15 protein-coding genes are annotated in these 18,410 nt (G+C 73.7%); 12 read left to right on the top strand and 3 right to left on the bottom strand.

Annotation, left to right across the window (positions count from 1 at the left end; genetic code table 11):
- From AMK13_RS35270 to AMK13_RS35245, 6 genes are all read left to right on the top strand, one after another.
- Positions 1-279, top strand: a complete 279-nt coding sequence (locus AMK13_RS35270) for a hypothetical protein (protein ID WP_074005674.1) — start codon at positions 1-3, stop codon at positions 277-279.
- A 337-nt stretch (positions 280-616) separates the two neighbouring features.
- Positions 617-2,233, top strand: a complete 1,617-nt coding sequence (locus tag AMK13_RS35265; protein WP_074005673.1) for an ATP-binding cassette domain-containing protein — start codon at positions 617-619, stop codon at positions 2,231-2,233.
- 3 nt (positions 2,234-2,236) lie between these two features.
- Positions 2,237-3,142 (top strand): hypothetical protein, encoded by a 906-nt coding sequence (locus AMK13_RS35260; RefSeq protein WP_074005672.1) that lies wholly within the window; start codon positions 2,237-2,239, stop codon positions 3,140-3,142.
- A gap of 189 nt (positions 3,143-3,331) precedes the next feature.
- A complete protein-coding gene (locus tag AMK13_RS35255) occupies positions 3,332-4,264 on the top strand; it encodes a FadR/GntR family transcriptional regulator (protein WP_074005671.1) in 933 nt (310 codons plus the stop codon).
- A 615-nt stretch (positions 4,265-4,879) separates the two neighbouring features.
- Complete coding sequence (locus AMK13_RS35250) at positions 4,880-6,532, top strand: RNA polymerase sigma factor (RefSeq protein ID WP_074005670.1); 1,653 nt, start codon at positions 4,880-4,882, stop codon at positions 6,530-6,532.
- 301 nt (positions 6,533-6,833) lie between these two features.
- A complete protein-coding gene (locus tag AMK13_RS35245) occupies positions 6,834-7,634 on the top strand; it encodes a S1 family peptidase (RefSeq protein WP_049650795.1) in 801 nt (266 codons plus the stop codon).
- A gap of 311 nt (positions 7,635-7,945) precedes the next feature.
- On the opposite strand, the gene AMK13_RS35240 is transcribed toward AMK13_RS35245, so the two are convergent.
- Positions 7,946-8,179 (bottom strand): DUF7455 domain-containing protein, encoded by a 234-nt coding sequence (locus AMK13_RS35240; protein WP_049650788.1) that lies wholly within the window; start codon positions 8,177-8,179, stop codon positions 7,946-7,948.
- A 538-nt stretch (positions 8,180-8,717) separates the two neighbouring features.
- Between AMK13_RS35240 and AMK13_RS35235 the strand changes: the two genes are divergently transcribed.
- The 6 genes from AMK13_RS35235 to AMK13_RS35210 all read left to right on the top strand — a co-directional run bounded on the left by AMK13_RS35235 (position 8,718) and on the right by AMK13_RS35210 (position 15,913).
- Entirely contained in the window at positions 8,718-10,829 is a 2,112-nt protein-coding gene (locus AMK13_RS35235) for a DNA gyrase/topoisomerase IV subunit B (RefSeq protein WP_049650787.1), read from the top strand.
- A gap of 155 nt (positions 10,830-10,984) precedes the next feature.
- The gene (locus tag AMK13_RS35230) at positions 10,985-11,470 is read left to right on the top strand and encodes a CcdC protein domain-containing protein (RefSeq protein WP_049650786.1); all 486 of its coding nucleotides are present in this window, start codon (positions 10,985-10,987) and stop codon (positions 11,468-11,470) included.
- Positions 11,471-11,500: 30 nt separating this feature from the next.
- Positions 11,501-12,676, top strand: a complete 1,176-nt coding sequence (locus AMK13_RS35225) for a sensor histidine kinase (protein WP_074005707.1) — start codon at positions 11,501-11,503, stop codon at positions 12,674-12,676.
- A complete protein-coding gene (locus AMK13_RS35220) occupies positions 12,673-13,365 on the top strand; it encodes a response regulator (protein ID WP_049650785.1) in 693 nt (230 codons plus the stop codon). The genes AMK13_RS35225 and AMK13_RS35220 overlap by 4 nt, the downstream gene beginning before the upstream one ends.
- A gap of 320 nt (positions 13,366-13,685) precedes the next feature.
- Positions 13,686-14,135 carry a DUF485 domain-containing protein gene (locus AMK13_RS35215; RefSeq protein ID WP_181970691.1) on the top strand — a complete coding sequence of 150 codons (450 nt, stop codon included), beginning with the start codon at positions 13,686-13,688 and terminating at the stop codon, positions 14,133-14,135.
- Positions 14,132-15,913, top strand: coding sequence for a solute symporter family protein (locus AMK13_RS35210; protein ID WP_234348313.1), 1,782 nt, complete (start codon positions 14,132-14,134; stop codon positions 15,911-15,913). Before AMK13_RS35215 ends, AMK13_RS35210 begins: the two co-directional genes overlap by 4 nt.
- Positions 15,914-16,008: 95 nt before the next feature.
- Here AMK13_RS35210 and AMK13_RS35205 read toward each other — a convergent pair whose 3' ends face one another.
- Both AMK13_RS35205 and AMK13_RS35200 read right to left on the bottom strand, forming a co-directional pair.
- The gene (locus tag AMK13_RS35205; RefSeq protein WP_074005669.1) at positions 16,009-16,695 is read right to left on the bottom strand and encodes a response regulator; all 687 of its coding nucleotides are present in this window, start codon (positions 16,693-16,695) and stop codon (positions 16,009-16,011) included.
- Positions 16,695-18,290, bottom strand: a complete 1,596-nt coding sequence (locus tag AMK13_RS35200) for a sensor histidine kinase (protein WP_074005668.1) — start codon at positions 18,288-18,290, stop codon at positions 16,695-16,697. Before AMK13_RS35200 ends, AMK13_RS35205 begins: the two co-directional genes overlap by 1 nt.
- Between the last annotated feature and the right edge of the window lie 120 nt (positions 18,291-18,410).

Raw genomic sequence — 18,410 nt, 5'->3', positions numbered from 1 at the left:
ATGGCCATCAAGGACTGCGCCAACCAGCGAATCCTCATCGAGGGGCTGGCGGCGGACTACCGGAGCCTGGACAGGACCACCACCGCAACGGAGAAGGAACTGGCCGAGCTGCAGGCCGAGCACGCGGCGCCCGAGTCGATCGCCGCCGTCGAGGAACGGCTGGCCGCCGAGCGGGAGCGGTTGGGCGAGATCGGGGTCGAGGGCCAGGCCGCCGTCGACGACTTCCACGCGGAGTGCGGCGGTGAGCAGCTCCCGCCACCGCCCTGGCCTTCCCGGTAGGAGCCGCACCCCTCATCGGACACGGAGCCCCGCCCGTCCGGCACCACCGAAGCTGCCGACACCACCGGCACCACCGAGGCCACCGGAGCTGCCGAAGTCACCGAAGCAACCGACTCCGCCGGGACCCGGAACGGACCGGTCGACCGTGAATCGCAGGATCGGATTGTCCCCTGATCGGGTGAGGTGGGCAGCCGGCGGGCCCGTGCCGTTCCCGTAATGCCCGGAATAGCCGTCGCCGCCCCCTAATGTGCTGGCGCGGAGCCGCGCGGGTGCATGCCCGCCCGTCAGGGGTGCTCCGCGTCGAACAGCTCGGCCGAGGGCACGGGAGCAGCCAGCGATGATCCAGATCACCGGACTGACCAAGGTCTACCGCAAGGGCGCTCCGCCCGCAGTGCTCGACCTGACCTTCGATGCCCGGCCCGGCACGGTGACCGCGCTGCTCGGCGCCGAGGGGGCGGGCAAGTCCACCGCCCTGCGGCTGATGCTCGAACTCGAACGCGGCCAGGGTGTCACGCTCTTCGACGGCCGCCGCTACCGTCGGCTGCGCCACCCCGAGCGCGAGGTGGGGGTGCTGCTGCCCGGCACCGGGGAGGCCGCGGTGGCCGGACATCCGGGCCGCAAGGCGCGCAGCCACCTGCGGATGCTCGCCGCGGCCGTCGGCGTCCCGGCCCGGCGGGCCGACGAACTGCTGGAGCAGACCCGGCTGGCCGCCGTCGCCGGGCAGCGGCTGCGCACCTTCTCGCCCGGCATGCACCGCCGCCTGGCCCTGGCCGCCGCCCTGCTCGGCGACCCCGGCGCGCTGCTGCTGGACGGGCCCGCCGACGGTCTGTCACCGCGCAACGTCGAGTGGTTCCACTCCTTCCTGCGCTCCTTCGGGGCCGCCGGCGGAACGGTCCTGGTGACCACCCGCACGCCGCAGGAGGCCTCGCAGCTCGCGGACCGGGTGGTCACCCTGGACCGCGGTCGACTGGTGGCCGACCAGCCGGTCGCGGAGTTCCGGCGGACCAGGCTCAGCCCCGAAGTGGCCGTCCGGGGGCCGCAGATGGCGCGGCTGGCGGACCTGCTGGTCAGCCAGGGCGCGGACGTCCGACGGGACGGCAGCGTGGGCCTCGCGGTGGCCGGCATCGACCGCACCGAGATCGGCGAACTCGCCTACCGCCACGGGATCCTGTTGCACGAGTTGGCGGACCGGGTGGTCGAGCAGCCGGCGCCGCGGGTCGTCCTGCCGGCCGGCTCGGGCCGCTCCGGCCACCTCCGCCTCCACCCGGAACCCGGGGCGGGGCCGAGCCCGGAGCCGGCCGAGCAACCGAACCCGGAACCGGACCCGGCACCGAACCTGGAACCGAAGTCAGAGTCAGGCCCGCAGTCGGCCGCGGAGCGGATCCCCGAACCGGCCGCCGAGCCCACCCCGGTCGGAGCCGTGACGACTCCGGCCGAACCGGCCACCGTCTCCGCCCCCGAAGCCTCCGTCCCCGAAGCCTCCGCCCCCGTCCCCCGTGCCGCCACCGCCCCGAAGCGCAACGCCCCCCGCCGCCGGGAGGACGGCTCCCTGCCCACCCGCGCCCTGCCCGCCGTGGCAATCGCCGCCGCGCTCCCCGTCCTCGGTTCGGCGGGCCGCCGCCCCGGGCCCGTCGGCCGTCGGCCGGAGCCGACCGCGGAGGCCGGGTCCGACGCCCCCGCCAAGCCCGCCCCCGCGCCCACCGTCGCCGTCGACCGGCTCTTCCGCGACGACCCGGCCCCGGCCCTGCCGCAGCCGTCCGCCCGGGTCCGGCCGCCGGGCCGCCGGGTGAGCGCCGACGACCTGCTCACCGACGACACCGTCCGCCTCCGTCGCCCCGTCTCGGGCACGAGCGTCGTCCGGGTCTCCACCGCCCAGCCCCCCGCCGCCCCCACGGCCCCCGCCATCCCCGCAGCCCCTGCCCCCGCCACCCCCGACGACCACCGGAGCGAGTGAACCGTGCGTGTCCTGGCCTACGAGCTGCGCCGCCTGCGCGGCCTGCGTTCCACCTGGCTGCTGCTCGCCGCCGTGCTGCTCGGCGACGCCGTCGTGGCCGCCGTCCTGGCGGACCAGTCCCCGGACGGTCCACTGGCCGCCCCGGCCGGGGTGCGGCTGCTGACCGCCGCCGTCCCGTTGGTCCCGCTGCCCTTCGCGGCGCTCGGCGCCGGGGTGCTGGGCGCGCTCTCGTACGGGCACGAGGTGCGCCACCCGGGGCTGCCGGCCTCGCAGGTGTCGTACCCGCGCCGGGTGCGACTGCTGCTGGCCAAGCTGCTGGTGATCGGGCCGGTGGCGGCCCTGTTGGCGCTGGCCACCCTGCTGCTCGACACGCTGGCCGTGCACCTCGCGCTGCCGGACGGCGTCACCGTGGCGGCCTGGGCGGACCCGGCCGCGCTGTCGGACCGGGTGTCCGCGGCGGTGACCGGCGCCGGGCTGTCCGGGCTGTCCGACCTGCCGGGCGTGTTCTCCCCGCTCGGCCTGACGGCCGGTCACGGGGTGCCCGCCGCCCTGCTGGCCTTCGTCCTGCTCACCGTGGTGGCGGCCTGGACCGGGGTGCTGACGGCCTCGCTGACCCGCAGCGCCGCGGCCGGGGTGCTGTTGCTGTGCGCGCTGCCGCCGCTGCTGGAGTCCGGCGTCGCCCTGCTGCTGCGTCACACCGGCAGGCCGTGGCCGACCCGGGCGGCCGAGCTGCTGCCGTTCCAGTCCGGGATCGAGTGGGCCTACGGCTGGGTGTACGGCGGTGCGCACGAGGCGGTGGCCGGGAGCGCGGCGCTGACCGATCCGGCGCTGCTCGCCGCGGTCGCGGCCCCCGCGGGGCTCCTGCTGCTCGCCGCCCTGCTGGTCCAGGCCCGCCGCCGCGCCCTGTAGGCCCGTGGCTGCGCATCGCGCAGGGACTCCCACGCGGCGCCGCACCCGTGGGCGGCCCTGTCCGGTCCTGCGGAAGCCCCCGGGGTGCGGCCCTGCCCGTGGCTACCAAGATCGACCAGCAGTGACCGTAATGCGCGGTTCTTCCTGATAAGAAGTCAATTATCCAGTCACGGTCGATCACCCTTTCGTGTGCTTTTCACGAGAATTCTCAAGCCACGCCTGCGGATCGCCGACAAAGGAGGCGTGAGTACCCTTGCGCACCCCACCATGACCCCCGCCCGTTCCGCCGATGGGCCCATCCACGGTCCCGGCGACCTGGATCGCTTCTCGTACGCCGACCGGCCGACCCCGCCGGCGCCCCGCTGGGAGGGCGCCGAGTCCGACATCGGCCGGGTCGGCCGCAAGACCACCAGCAGCCGCGGCCGCGGTCTGCACGGCCAGCTGGTCCAGCAGCTCGGCCAGATGATCGTCTCCGGCGATCTCGGTGCCGACCGCCCGCTGGTGCCCGAGGAGATCGGCCAGCGGTTCGAGGTCTCCCGGACCGTCGTCCGCGAGTCGCTGCGCGTGCTGGAGGCCAAGGGCCTGGTCAGCGCCCGGCCGAACGTCGGCACCCGGGTCCGTCCGGTCGGCGACTGGAACCTGCTGGACCCGGACATCATCGAGTGGCGCGCCTTCGGTCCGCAGCGGGACGAGCAGCGCCGGGAGCTGTTCGAGCTCCGCTGGGCGATCGAGCCGCTGGCCGCCCGGCTCGCCGCCGGCCACGGCCGGGAGGACGTCCAGCAGCGCCTGGCCGAGCTGGTCGAGATCATGGGCCACGCCGCCTCCCAGGCCGACCTCTCCACGTACACCCGGGCCGACGCCGAGCTGCACGGCCTGATCCTCCAGATGGCCGGCAACCGGATGCTGGAGCACCTGTCCGGGATCGTCGCCTGCGCGCTGCAGGTCTCGGGCGGCCCGGCGATCTCCTGCGAGCGGCCCTCCGAGTCCTCGGTCGGCCTGCACGCCCGGCTGGTGGACGCGCTGGGCGCCGGCGACGGCACCGCGGGCGAGGTCGCGATGCGGGCGCTGCTCACCGTCCATCCCGAGGTCGAGCCGTCCGTCCCCGCGCCCAGGGAGCACTGAACGGGCTGTTTCCACGAGCGGAGGCGCCGGCTGGCGGCGGTCCGCTCCGCCAGGGCCCTCCGGTCGCATCGTGCGGCGCAGCCGGGGGGCCTCCGCATGCCGTCACCCTCGGGTCGACCGGAGCCGGGAGAACGTGGGGAACGCCGGGGGCGGGAGAAGGACGGGGAAGCCGGGGGAAGCCGGAGCCGGGGGAGCCGGGGAGCCGGGGAGAAGCCGGGCGAGCCGGCCGCGCCCGGGAGGGGTCGCCGGGCCCGGGAGAGCAGGCCGGCGAAAGGTGAGCCCATTTCGCGGCTTGTCCATGACAACAGTTCACCTCGCGAGTGCGCGATGATGGAAGCGGCCCCGAGTTGCGGGCGCCGGGTCGGTGTGACCCGCGACACGAAGGCCATGCGTAACACTTGACGAGTAGCAGCGATGTGTCCTGAGCGGAAGCAGCTCCGGAATACTCCAACATGTCAGAATGCTGTGTTGGTCCGCGGCGCTGCTGCCGTCCTGCAAACCCAGTCCTCAAGCCCGAGTCGGTCGGAATCGACACCGCGCGTCCGACGCGCGATCTCCTTCCCCGCCCGCTCGGGCGGCCGGTACGGGTTCGAGATCCACTCATCGTCCGAGAGGTTGTTCGTGTCGGCCAGCACATCCCGTTCGCTTCCCCCCGAGATCGCCGAGTCCGCGGCTCTGCTGGCGCTCATCGAGCGGGGCAAGGCCCAGGGGCAGATCGCCGGTGACGACGTGCGCCAGGCGTTCGAGGCGGACCAGATCCCGGTCACCAAGTGGAAGAACGTCATGCGCAGCCTCAACCAGGTGCTGATTGAGGAGGGGGTGGACCTCATGGTCAGCGCGGCCGAACCGGCCGGCGCCAAGCGCAAGAGCGTTGCTGCCAAGAGCCCCACCAAGCGCACCGCCACCAAGGCTGTCACCACCCGGACCCCGGCCGCCTCGTCGGCCCCGACCAAGCCGCCCGTGCGGATCGCCCCCGGCGCTCCCGTCGCGGCTCCGGCCGTCGCGGCCGCCACGGCCCCGGCTCCCACCGTCTCCGCCGAGATCACCGCCGAGGGGAGGACCGCGGTCGGCTCCGAGCTGAAGGCGGCTCCCGCGAAGAAGGCCGCGCCGGCCAAGAAGGCCGCGGCCAAGAAGACCGCCGCGCCGGCCAAGAAGACCGCTGCCAAGAAGACCGCCGCCGGCAAGACCGCCAAGGGCGACGAGGAGCTGCTCGGCGAGGAGGAGCTGCTCGAGGACGTCGCGCTGCCCGGCGACAAGACCGAGGCCGAGGGCACCGCTCCGGAGGAGGAGTCGGAGGGCTTCGTCCTCTCCGACGACGACGAGGACGACGCGCCGGCCCAGCAGGTCGCCGTCGCCGGTGCCACCGCCGACCCGGTCAAGGACTACCTGAAGCAGATCGGCAAGGTCCCGCTGCTCAACGCCGAGCAGGAGGTCGAGCTCGCCAAGCGCATCGAGGCCGGCCTGTTCGCCGAGGACAAGCTCTCGGCCGCCGACAAGCTCGCCCCGAAGCTCAAGCGCGAGCTGGAGATCATCGCCGAGGACGGCCGCCGGGCCAAGAACCACCTGCTGGAGGCCAACCTCCGCCTCGTGGTCTCGCTGGCCAAGCGCTACACCGGTCGCGGCATGCTCTTCCTGGACCTGATCCAGGAGGGCAACCTCGGTCTGATCCGTGCGGTCGAGAAGTTCGACTACACCAAGGGCTACAAGTTCTCGACCTACGCCACCTGGTGGATCCGCCAGGCGATCACCCGCGCCATGGCCGACCAGGCCCGCACCATCCGCATCCCGGTGCACATGGTCGAGGTCATCAACAAGCTGGCCCGCGTCCAGCGCCAGATGCTCCAGGACCTGGGCCGCGAGCCCACCCCGGAGGAGCTGGCCAAGGAACTCGACATGACCCCCGAGAAGGTCATCGAGGTCCAGAAGTACGGTCGTGAGCCGATCTCGCTGCACACCCCGCTGGGCGAGGACGGCGACAGCGAGTTCGGTGACCTGATCGAGGACTCCGAGGCGGTCGTCCCGGCCGACGCGGTCTCCTTCACCCTGCTCCAGGAGCAGCTGCACTCGGTGCTGGACACCCTGTCCGAGCGCGAGGCGGGCGTGGTCTCGATGCGCTTCGGCCTGACCGACGGCCAGCCGAAGACGCTGGACGAGATCGGCAAGGTGTACGGGGTCACCCGTGAGCGCATCCGCCAGATCGAGTCGAAGACCATGTCGAAGCTGCGCCACCCGTCGCGCTCCCAGGTGCTGCGCGACTACCTGGACTGATCGACGGCAGTCGTTCCACGCGAAGGCCCGGAGCCGCACGGCTCCGGGCCTTCGCGGCTGTCCGGGCCCGGGCGCGTCAGCGTACGGGTGGTGGTTGTCCCTCGTCCGGGTGGCGGCGCGGCGGGAAGCGGTCGCGCCGTGTAGCCGGTCACCTACGCTGTGCCGGTTGCCCGCTTCCGAGCCTCCTGGAGTCACGGTGCCGACCGAGCCGGACCGCACAGACCTGCCGACGCCCGCCCCGTTCCCGGCGGACCCCGCCGACCCGGCCGCCGACCGGGCGGGCCGCCGCCGCAGGGCCGCCGTGCTGGCGCTGCTCGCCGCCGTTCCCGTCCCGCTGGTCGCCCTCGGTACCGCGGCGCCGGCCGAGGCGCAGCGCCGGGTGGTCGGCGGCAGCGCGGTGAGCACCGCGGACCACCCGTGGATCGTGGCGCTGTCCAGCCGCCAGCAGTTCGGCAGCGGCCGTTCCGGCCAGTTCTGCGGGGGTGCGCTGGTCACCCCGACCAAGGTGGTGACGGCCGCGCACTGCTTCTACGACGAGGCCAGGGGTCGGGTGGACCGGCCGGGCCTGAAGGTGATCGTCGGCCGGGACGACATGCGCGGCACGTCCGGCCGGGAGGTGGCGGTGCGGTCGGTCTGGATCCACCCCGACTACTCCTTCGCCGCCAACATGAACGACGTCGCGGTGCTCACCCTCGCCGAGTCCCAGGGCGCCCTGCCGGTGGTCGAGCTGGTCGGCCAGGGCGAGACCGAACCGTACGCGGCCGGGACCACGACCCAGGTGTACGGCTGGGGTGACACCACGGGGCGGGGCGACTACTCGCCCGTGCTGCGCGGGGTGTCCGTGCCGGTCGTGCCGGACCAGGTCTGTGCGCAGGCCTATCCGGGCGGGCAGGATGGGAGGTTCGACGCCCGGGGCATGGTCTGCGCGGGCGAGGAGAGGGGCGGCAAGGACGCCTGCCAGGGCGACAGCGGCGGCCCGATGATCGTCGACGGCCGGCTGGTGGGCCTGGTCTCCTGGGGGACGGGCTGCGCCGAGGCGGCCCACCCGGGCGTCTACACCAGGGTGTCCTCGGTCGCGGACGCGGTGCGCTCGGTGCTGTGACCACCCGCGACCACCCGCGACCACCGGTGAACGCCCGCGAACGTCCGGGGCAGCCGCGGGCGAGGCGCCTCCGGTGCCGCGGACGTCGCGGCGGGTGAGCGGCCGGTCACGTGCCGGCACCGGGTTCTGACGCCGCGTCGGACGCCGCCGGGGCCACGGCCCGGGGCAACGGCGGGGGTCAGGAGGGCGGCCCGGGGTACAGCAGAGCCGGGCGACCGGCCCCCGAAGGGGTCCGTCGCCCGGCTCACCGGTCGCGCGTGGTGCGCGACCGGACACAGCTCGAGGCCGGCTGCTGTTGGTGGCGCCCTGTATCAGCGCTCGTCGTCGGTGGCCGTCACGGTGGTCGCGGTGGTGAGACGGCCGCTCTCGTCCTGTATCTCCACGGCGATCTTCTTGAGCTCGGGCTCGAACTTCCGGCCGTGGTGGGCGCAGAAGAGCAGCTCTCCGCCGCTGGCGAGTACGACGCGCAGGTAGGCCTGGGCGCCGCAGCGGTCGCAGCGGTCAGCCGCGGTGAGCGGGCTCGCAGGGGTCAGAACAGTAGTCACGTCGCCTCTTCTCTAGCTCGACGAGCTGTCGTACCAGGGTCAACATCCAACCAGGCCGAAAACGTTCCCGCTCGTGGCTTTTCTTCTCTGAGGATTCTGCTGTGTTGATGAGGACGTGCCCCGGGCGCCGGTGGTTCATGCGTGCCGGATTCCGGGATCCGCCCTTCGCTCGAACGCCCGATCGGGATCGGGTGCGAGGTCCGCGTAGCATAATCCTCTGCCGGGTTGGAGCATAAGCCCCGTCCCGGGCCCCGGTAGCCTGCATAACGGCAGTTCCGGAGCCTGCGCCGGGCCCCACGATCCGCCAGGACCGGTGGTACCGGGAGGAGATGGCGCCCCCGGGGCCCACACCCGGGTGCGGTGCTTGTTCGCGCAGCGCGTACAAGCTGCGCGGGGCCGGTCCGTCGTGCTGTGCACCCGGCGCACGGGTTCGGGCACGCAGGGCGACGGGTGTCGGTGCGGCGTGCTGCACTGGCGTTTGGTCCGGATGCGTCCGGATGTGACCGATGAGACAGATCTTCACCGAGGAGAGTGCCGCGTGAGTGCCGAAACGACCGTGCCGTCCGCGCTGCTGGCCGGCGACGACGGTTCCAACTACACCGCGCGGCACCTGCTCGTCCTGGAGGGCCTGGAGGCGGTCCGCAAGCGCCCCGGCATGTACATCGGCTCGACCGACAGCCGCGGTCTGATGCACTGCCTCTGGGAGATCATCGACAACTCCGTCGACGAGGCGCTCGGCGGCTACTGCGACCGCATCGACGTCGTGCTGCACCCTGACTCCTCGGTCGAGGTCCGGGACAACGGGCGCGGCATCCCGGTCGACGTCGAGCCCAAGACCGGGCTGTCCGGCGTCGAGGTCGTGATGACCAAGCTGCACGCCGGCGGCAAGTTCGGCGGCGGCTCCTACGCGGCCTCCGGCGGCCTGCACGGCGTCGGCGCCTCGGTCGTCAACGCGCTCTCCGCCCGCCTCGACGTCGAGGTCGACCGCAGCGGGCACACCCACGCGATCAGCTTCCGCCGCGGCACCCCCGGCATCTTCACCGAGACCAGCCCGGACGCGCCCTTCGAGGCCGGCAACGGCCTGACCAGGACCCGCAAGGTGCCGAAGACCCGCACCGGCACCCGGATCCGCTACTGGGCCGACCGGCAGATCTTCCTCAAGGACGCCAAGCTCTCCCTGGAGACGCTGCACAGCCGCGCCCGGCAGACCGCCTTCCTGGTCCCCGGCCTGACCATCGTGGTGCGTGACGAGCGGCTCACCGAGAGCGAGCAGATCGACGAGACGGTCTTCCGCTACGACGGCGGCATCGCCGAGTTCTGCGAGTTCCTGGCCCCCGACAAGCCGGTCTGCGACGTGCTGCGGCTGCGCGGCGAGGGCACCTTCAAGGAGACCGTGCCGGTCCTGGACGACCTCGGCCACATGACCCCCACCGAGGTCACCCGCCACCTCGGCGTGGACATCGCGCTGCGCTGGGGCGCCGGCTACGACACCACCCTGCGCTCCTTCGTCAACATCATCGCCACCCCCAAGGGCGGCACCCACATCACCGGCTTCGAGCGTTCGCTGGCCAAGACGGTCAACGAGGCGCTGCGCGCGAGCAAGCTGCTGCGCGTCGCCGAGGACGACATCACCAAGGACGACGCCACCGAGGGCCTCACCGCCGTCGTCACCGTCCGGCTCGCCGAGCCGCAGTTCGAGGGCCAGACCAAGGAGGTGCTCGGCACCTCGGCGGCCAACCGGATCGTCGCCGCCGTCGTCGCCAAGGAGCTCAAGGCCTTCCTCACCTCGGCCAAGAAGGACCAGAAGCTCCAGGCCCGGGCCGTGCTGGACAAGGTCGTCGCGGCCGCCCGCACCCGGGTCGCCGCCCGGCAGCACAAGGAGGCCCAGCGCCGCAAGACCGCGCTGGAGACCAGCTCGCTGCCCGCCAAGCTGGCCGACTGCCGCAGCGACGACGTCGACCGCAGCGAACTGTTCATCGTCGAGGGGGACTCCGCGCTCGGCACCGCCAAGCTCGCCCGCAACTCCGAGTTCCAGGCGCTGCTGCCGATCCGCGGCAAGATCCTCAACGTGCAGAAGGCGTCCGTGAGCGACATGCTCAAGAACGCCGAGTGCGCCGCGATCATCCAGGTGATAGGGGCCGGCTCCGGCCGCACCTTCGACATCGACCAGGCCCGCTACGGCCGGGTCATCTTCATGGCCGACGCCGACGTCGACGGCTCGCACATCCGCACCCTGCTGCTCACCCTGTTCCACCGCTACATGCGGCCGATGGTCGAGCAGGGCCGGGTCTTCGCCGCCGTGCCGCCGCTGCACCGGATCGAGCTCACCAGCCCCAAGCGCGGCCAGGAGAAGTACCACTACACCTACTCCGACGCCGAACTGCGCTCCACGCTGCTGGAGTTCCAGCGCAAGAACCAGCGCTGGAAGGAGCCGGTGCAGCGCTACAAGGGCCTCGGCGAGATGGACGCCGACCAGCTGGCCGAGACCACCATGGACCCGCGCCACCGCACGCTGCGCCGGATCAACCTGGGCGACCTGGAGCAGGCCGAGCGGATCTTCGACCTGCTGATGGGCAACGACGTCGCCCCGCGCAAGGAGTTCATCGTGGATTCGGCGGCCACCCTGGACCGCTCCCGCATCGACGCCTGATCCCGGCCGGACGCGAGGGCCCTCCACCCACGGGTGGAGGGCCCTCGCGCCGCCGGTTCCACCCGTGCTCCACCCCGGCTCCGATCAGCGGGAAGCGGCGGATCCGTAGCGTCGGAGAGGTCAGCAAGAAGCCTCTCCTCGGGACGGAGAATCCGATGAGTTCCATCGCCAACATCCTCGTGGTCATCGCGGTGGTGGTCCTGGTGGTCCAGCGCCAGATGCGCGTCCAGCGGCTGGACACCGAGCGCCGGTTCTGGCTGCTGCCGCTGGTCCTGGGCGCGCTCGCGCTGCGCGACCCGCAGCTCGTCGACCACCAGCACACCGCGGTCTCCGCCACGCTGCTGGTCGCCGGCCTCGTCGCCGTGCTCGCGATGGGCACGGTCTGGGGCTGGACCGTACGGATCTGGCGGGCCCCCGACGGCGGCGTCCTGGTCAAGGGCACCAAGGCCACCGTGGCCGCCTGGTGCGGGATGATCGCCATCCGGATCGGCCTGTACGCGGTCGGCTCGGCCCTGCACGTCCACCAGGCGGGCAGCACGCTGCTGCTGGGCATGGCGGTCCTGCTGCTGGTCCGCTCCGTCGTGGTGAACTGGAGGGCCCGCACGCTGGAGCCCGCGCGGACCGCCGCCGGACTGCGCTGACCCGCCGCCGTGAGCATCGAGGAGGCCCCCGTGGCCGGGTGGTACTGGACCCGCTGGCCGTCCCGGGAAGGGATCGGCCGGGAGGACGAGAGCCAGCCGCGGCGGGTCCTCACCGTGTTCGGCCGGACCGTCCTGGTGGTCGTCGTCGGCTGGGGGACCTTCTCCGGGGGCCGGTACACCGGCTGGGCCGCGGCCGCCGCGGCGGCCGGGCTGGCCGCGGCCTTCGCTCTCAGCGCGGGGTACCTGCGGGCCTCCCGGGAGCAGCGCCCGGCGGCCTCGTACCTGCTGGCCGCAGGCCTGGTCGGCGCGGGCTGGCTCGCCAACCAGGGGCTGGCCTACACGCTGGCCGATTTCCTCTGGATCGGGCTGGCCGTGACGGCCCTGATCCGGTTGCCGCCCGCGCCCGCGCTGTGCGCCGCGGCGGTCGCGCTGGGCTCGTACACGGCGGCCTCCCCGGCGAGCTGGCTCAGCATCGCCGCCACCATCGGAGGGTCCGTCCTGGTCGGCTTCCTGCTGCGGCTGGACATCGAGGCCCGCGGCACCGCCCGCCTGCTGCTCGCCCAGGAGCGGGCCGCCCGGGCCGCCGAGGCGGAGAGCGCGGCGCTCGCCGAACGGGCCAGGATCGCCCGGGAGATCCACGACGTGCTCGCCCACAGCCTCTCCGCGCAGCTCGTCCACCTGGAGGCGGCGCGGCTGATGCTGGACGCCGGGACGGACCGCGAGCAGGTCCGCGAACGGGTCGTCGCCGCCCGGCGGATGGCGCAGGACGGGCTGGCCGAGACCCGGCAGGCACTGTCCGCGCTGCGCGGGGAGTTCACCCCGGTCGGGGAGTTCCTGGTGGAGCTGACCGGACGGGAGCGGGCCGCCCTCACCGTCACTGGCACGCCCCGGCCGCTCGCCGCCGAGGCCGCCCTCGCGGTGCGGCGCACCGCGCAGGAGGCGGTGACCAACGTCCGCAAGCACGCGTCCGGCGCCCGCTGCGCCGTCGAACTGCGCTACCTGGACGGCGTGGTGGAGCTGGAGGTGCGCAACACCCGGCCGCCGCGCGGCCCGTCCGCGGCCGAGCCGGCGTCGGGGGAGCTGGCGGCCAGCGGCAGCGGGTACGGTCTGCTGGGGATGCGCGAACGCGCGGAACTGCTCGGCGGCACGCTGCTGGCGGGCCCGGAGGACGGAGGGTGGCGCGTGCTGCTGCGGGTGCCGGCATGACGGAACCGGCGATCAGGGTGCTGGTCGCGGACGATCAGACGGTGGTGCGCGAGGGCATCGTGATGCTGCTGGGGCTGCTGCCCGGTATCGAGGTGGTCGGTGCGGCGGGGGACGGGGAGGAGGCCGTCGCCCTGGTGGAGCGCCATCACCCGGACGTGGTGCTGATGGATCTGCGGATGCCGCGCTGCGACGGCGTCGAGGCGACGAGGCGGATCCGCACGGCGCACCCGGAGACCGAGGTGGTGGTGCTCACCACCTACGCCGACGACGAATCGCTGTTCCCGGCGCTCCAGGCCGGGGCGCGCGGCTACCTCACCAAGGACGCCGGCGGTGAGGAGATCGCCCGGGCCATCGCGGACGTCCGCTCGGGCGCCGCCGGACTCTCCCCGCAGATCCAACTCCGGTTGCTGGAAAGGCTTTCGGAGCAGCCCGGCGGCTCCGGGCCGGCCGCCGGGCCGCCGGTCGGCCGCCCGGGGGAGCTGCCCGACGGGCTGACCGTCCGGGAGGCCGAGGTGCTGGCGCTGATCGCCCAGGGGCTGTCCAACGCGGAGATCGCCCAACGGCTGTTCGTCAGCCAGGCCACCGTGAAGACCCACATCAACAATCTGTTCGCCAAGACCGCGGTACGGGACCGGGCTCAGGCGGTCGCCTACGCCTTCCGACACGGAATCACCGGGACGCAGCAGTAGTCCGATGAGTGTCTGTCGGATGATCGATCACCTCATCGAGTGAACGTATCTGCGATGGTCAGAGGCGTTGTCCTAGGGCCGCCATCATGGTTCGGGTCAGAACATCCGGCCGTCCAGGAGCATCAGTGCCACAGCAGCAGACGAGCAGCCCCGGCCAGGGGCAGCGATTCGACTGGTGGGCCGCTCCGGCCGCCGGCACCCCCGTTGAGCCCGCCGAGCCATCGGCTGCGCACCGCCGGTCGGCGGTACCGGCGCAGTCGGGCCCCATCCGTACGGAGCACACCCGTCCGGACCGGTCGGCAGAGGCAGTCGGCGAGCCTGTGGCCGTCGGCGCACCGATCCACGGGCCCGCCGTCGAGCCGTTCGCCCAGAGCACCCCCGTCGACCAAGCGGCCCCGGCCGCACCGCACGCACCCCTCGGGTCCCTCGCGCCACGGGACGAGGAACCGGTCGCCGACCGGACCGAGGTCTACCGGGAGGTCCAGGCCAGCGCGGCCTTCCGGCAGATCCGCCGCAGCTACCGGACCTTCGTCTTCCCCATCACCGGCGGCTTCCTCGCCTGGTACCTGCTGTATGTCGCCGCCCAGGCCGGTGCCCCCGACCTGATGCGCCGCGCGGTGGCCGGCCCGCTCAACGTGGCCTGGCTGCTGGGACTTCTGCAGTTCGCCTCGACCTTCCTGCTCGCCTGGCTCTACGCCCGCAACGCCCGGACCAAGCGCGACCGCGCCGCCCTGGGCCTGCGCTGGGACACCCAGGACCAGCTGCGATGACGACCCTGATGGCCACCGTGCCCACCGACGCGGCCGTGGCCGCCGTGAGGACCGCCGCGCGGACCGTGGTGTCGACCGCCACCCCGCCCCCGGTCGCCCCCACCGGCGACCACCACTCGCTCGCCATCGCGCTGTTCGCCGTCGTCGTCCTGGTCACCCTGGGGGTCACCCTCTGGGTCGGCCGCCAGGGCAACGCCGCCGAGGACTTCTTCGCCGGCGGCCGCGACTTCACCCCGCTGCAGAACGGCTTCGCGCTCTCCGGCGACTACCTGTCCGCGGCCTCCTTCCTGGGCGTCGCCGGGCTGATCGCGCTCTACGGCTACGACGGCGTGCTCTACAGCATCGGCTTCCTGGTCGCCTGGCTGGTCGTGCTGATGCTGGTCGCCGAGCTCGTCCGCAACGCCGGCCGGTACACCCTCGCCGACGTGCTCGCGCTGCGGCTGCGCCGCCGCAAGGTGCGCGCCGCGGCCGGCGGCGCCAGCGTCGTGGTCACCCTGCTCTACCTGGTGGCCCAGATGGTCGGCGCCGGTTCGCTGGTCGCCCTGCTGCTCGGCACCGGCAGCCCGCACGCCCGCACCTGGACCATCATCGCGGTCGGCGCCCTGATGATCGTCTACGTCACCATCGGCGGGATGCGGGCCACCACCTGGATCCAGATCATCAAGGCCTTCCTACTGACCGGCGGTTCGGTGCTGCTGACGGTGCTGCTGGTGGTCCGCTTCCACGGGGACCTCGGCGAGCTGATGCGCCAGGCCGCCGACCACAGCGGTGCCGGGCACCGCTACCTGGAGCCCGGGCTCAAGTACGGCGGCAGCCTCACCAGCCGGCTGGACTTCGTCAGCCTCGGCCTCGCCCTGGTGCTCGGCACCGCGGGCCTGCCGCACATCCTGTCCCGCTTCTACACGGTGCCCACCGCGCGGGCCGCCCGCCGCTCCACGATGTGGGCGATCGGCCTGGTCGGCAGCTTCTACCTGATGGCCATCGTGCTCGGCCTCGGCGCCACCGCGCTGATCGGCTCGGCCGAGGTGCGGCACGCCAACTCGGCCGGGAACACCGCCGTTCCGCTGCTCGCCCTGGTGCTCGGCGGCGGCAACGGCAGCACCGGCGGGGTGGTGCTGTTCGCCCTGATCTCGGCGATCGCCTTCGCCACCATCCTCGCCGTGGTCGCCGGGCTCACCCTGGCCTCCTCGGCGGCCTTCGCCCACGACGTCTGGGCCGGCGCCTGGCGCGCCCGGCCCGCCCGCGAGCAGGCGAAGAACGGTCGCGGCCGCCGTCGTCGGGGCGAGACCGTCCCGGCCTCCCGGTCGGAGGAGTCGGTGTCCGGGATCAGCGAGCAGCAGGAGGTGGTGGTCGCCCGGTTCGCCGCCGCCGGGATCGGTGCGACGGCGATCGTGATCAGCCTCTTCGCCCAGCAGCTGAACGTCGCCTTCCTGGTCGGCCTGGCCTTCGCCGTCGCGGCCTCGTCGAACCTGCCGGTGCTGCTGTACAGCCTGTTCTGGTCGCGGTTCACCGCCCGCGGCGCGGTCTGGGCGGTGTACGGCGGGCTGGTCCCGGCGATCGTGCTGGTGTTCTTCTCGCCGGTGGTGTCCGGCTCCCACGAGGCGCTCTTCCCCGGCCTCGACTTCCACTGGTTCCCGCTGGAGAACCCGGGCCTCGTCTCCATCCCGCTCGGCTTCCTCGCCGGGTGGCTCGGGACGGTCACCTCGTCCGAGCCCGCTGACCCGGACCGGTTCGCCGAGCTGGAGGTACGTGCTCTCACCGGTGCGGGCGCGGCCTGAGCCGTCGCGCCCGGGGAACCCCGGCGGGCCTGGGGCCGCCGGGGTTCCCCCCTGTCCGGGCCCGGTCCGGCGGTCATCGGCCCTGACCGGAGCGGCTACGCCCGGGCTGCCAGGCCGTAGCGGTGCTCCGGGCGGCCGGTGTCGCCGTACCGCAGGGTCAGCCGCAGCCGGTTGTCCCGCTCCAGCTGCTTGAGGTAGCGCTGCGCGGTGGAGCGGCTCAGCCCGGTGGCGTCGGCGACCTCCTGGGCGGAGAGCGGCCGGCCGGCCCGGCGCAGGACGCCCATCACCAGGTCGGTGGTGGGCGCCGAGTGGCCCTTGGGAAGCGGCCCGGCCGGGGCGGCGGCGCTGCGCAGGGTCGCGAACAGCCGGTCCACCTCGTCCTGGCCGGCCTCCCGGGCCGGGGCGGCGAGCGCGTGCCGCAGCTGCGCGTACGCCACCAGCTTCTCCCGCAGCCCGGCGAAGGTGAACGGCTTGACCAGGTACTGGAGCGCGCCGTGCTGCATCGCGGCGTGCACCGTCGACACGTCCCGGGCGGCCGTCACCATCATCACGTCGCAGGCCACCTGGCGTTCCCGCAGCCGGCGCACCAGGGCCAGGCCGGTCTCGTCCGGCAGGTGGTGGTCGAGCAGCAGCAGGTCCACCGGTCGGCGCTCCAGGGCGGCCAGTGCCTCCCCGGCCGAGTGCGCGGTGCCGGTCACCCGGAAGCCGGGGACCTTGGCCACGTAGGCGGCGTGCACGTCCGCGACCCGGAAGTCGTCGTCCACCACGAGTACGTCGATCATCACGCCTCCACGAGCTGGGTGGTGAGCAGGGCCTCGGGCAGCTCGACGGTGAACCGGGCGCCGCCGAGCGGCCCGGTGTCGAGCACGATCCGGCCGCCGGTCCGTTCGACCAGCCGCCGCACCATCGCCAGCCCCAGCCCGCGCGGACGGTGCGCGGGCGCGTCCTTGCTGCTCCACCCCTCTTCGAAGACCTGCTCGCGCAGCTCCTCCGGCACGCCCGGGCCGCTGTCCGCGACCTGCAGCAGCAGCGTCGGGCCGGCCGCCGCCAGGCTCACCTCCACCCGGCCCCCGCCGCCCGCGGCCAGCGCGTCCACCGCGTTGTCGATCAGGTTGCCGAGCACCGTCACCAGCGCCCGGGCGTCCACCACGGCGTCCGGCAGGTGCGCCGCCGGGGCCAGCGCCAGCCGCACCCCGCGCTCGCCCGCCACCGCGCTCTTGCCCGCCAGCAGCGCCGCCACGTGCGGGTCCTGCACCTGCTCGGCGATCCGCGCCGCGACCACCGCGTGCGAGCCGGACTGCTCCGAGATGAACGCCACCGCCTGTTCGTGGCGGCCCAGTTCCAGCAGGCCCAGCAGGGTGTGCATCCGGTTGGCGTGCTCGTGGTCCTGGGCCCGCAGTGCCTCGGTCAGGCTGCGGGTGGTGTCCAGCTCGCGGACCAGCGACTCCAGCTCGGTGCGGTCCCGCAGGGTCACCACGGCGCCGCCCTCGGGCGTGGCCGTCCGGTTGACCACCAGCACCCGGTCGTCCCGTACGGCCGGCAGGTCGGCGCCGGCGATCCGCCCGGCGAGCACGTCCGCCAGCCGGCCCGGCGGCAGCACCGCGCCGATCGGGCGGCCGGCGCAGTCCTCGGGCAGGCCGAGCAGCCGGATCGCCTCGTCGTTGGCCAGCCGGATCCGGCCGTGCTCGTCCAGCGCCACCATGCCCTCGCGGATGCCGTGCAGCATCGCCTCCCGCTCCACCAGCAGCGCGGAGATGTCGGCCAGCGCGATGTTGTGGGTGCGGCGCTTGAGGCGGCGGGCCAGGAGGAGGGTGGCGAGCGTCCCGGCGGCGAGGCCGGCGCCCGCGCACAGCAGGATGCCGGTGAGCATCTTCAGCAGCCGGCGGCGGATCGAGTCGTCGCTGATGCCGACCGAGACCTCGCCGACGATCCGGCCGTCCGCCATCCGCAGCGGCACCTTGCCCCGGGCGGTGCGGCCCAGGGTGCCCTGCTGGATGGCGGTGACGCTGCGGCCGCTGAGGGCGGGCTCCGGGTCGGTGCTGACCCGCTGGCCGATCCGGCCCGGGTCGGTGTGCGAGAGCCGGATGCCGTCCAGGTCGGTGACCACGACGAAGCTGGCGCCGGTGGCCAGCCGGATCTGCTCGGCGTTGCGCTGCGCGGCCACCACGTCGCGGCCGGCGGCGGCCCGGGCGATGTTCTCGTCGGTGGCGGTGGCCTGGGCGATCGACAGCGCCCGCTGCATCGCGTCGTGGTCCAGCTCGCTGCTGACCGGGGCCAGGAACAGCCCGGCGGTCACGGCGGTGACACCGACGGTGACGACGGTCTGGCTCAGCAGCAGTTGGGCGAAGACCCGGCGGGGCCGGCGGGCGAGCTTCATCCGGGCCTCCTCTCGGCGGCTGCGGGGGAATCGGATGTCCGGGAGCGGGGATGGGAGCGGGGGCGGGGTGGGGGTGCCTCCGGTGGGGTGGGTCGGGACACCCTATGTTTCCGCGCTGTT

Origin of the sequence: Streptomyces sp. CB02056 (assembly GCF_001905545.1) — a bacterium.
GTDB lineage: Bacteria > Actinomycetota > Actinomycetes > Streptomycetales > Streptomycetaceae > Kitasatospora.
The sequence above is the reverse complement of the archived record's forward strand: the minus strand, read 5'-3'. Positions and strand labels throughout refer to the sequence as shown.

Coding starts and splice junctions, on each gene's coding strand:
- AMK13_RS35205 (WP_074005669.1), bottom strand. CDS start 16,695: ATGATCGACGTACTCGTGGTGGACGACGACTTCCGGGTCGCGGACGTG.
- AMK13_RS35220 (WP_049650785.1), top strand. CDS start 12,673: ATGACGGAACCGGCGATCAGGGTGCTGGTCGCGGACGATCAGACGGTG.
- AMK13_RS35265 (WP_074005673.1), top strand. CDS start 617: ATGATCCAGATCACCGGACTGACCAAGGTCTACCGCAAGGGCGCTCCG.
- AMK13_RS35230 (WP_049650786.1), top strand. CDS start 10,985: ATGAGTTCCATCGCCAACATCCTCGTGGTCATCGCGGTGGTGGTCCTG.
- AMK13_RS35210 (WP_234348313.1), top strand. CDS start 14,132: ATGACGACCCTGATGGCCACCGTGCCCACCGACGCGGCCGTGGCCGCC.
- AMK13_RS35200 (WP_074005668.1), bottom strand. CDS start 18,290: ATGAAGCTCGCCCGCCGGCCCCGCCGGGTCTTCGCCCAACTGCTGCTG.
- AMK13_RS35270 (WP_074005674.1), top strand. CDS start 1: ATGGCCATCAAGGACTGCGCCAACCAGCGAATCCTCATCGAGGGGCTG.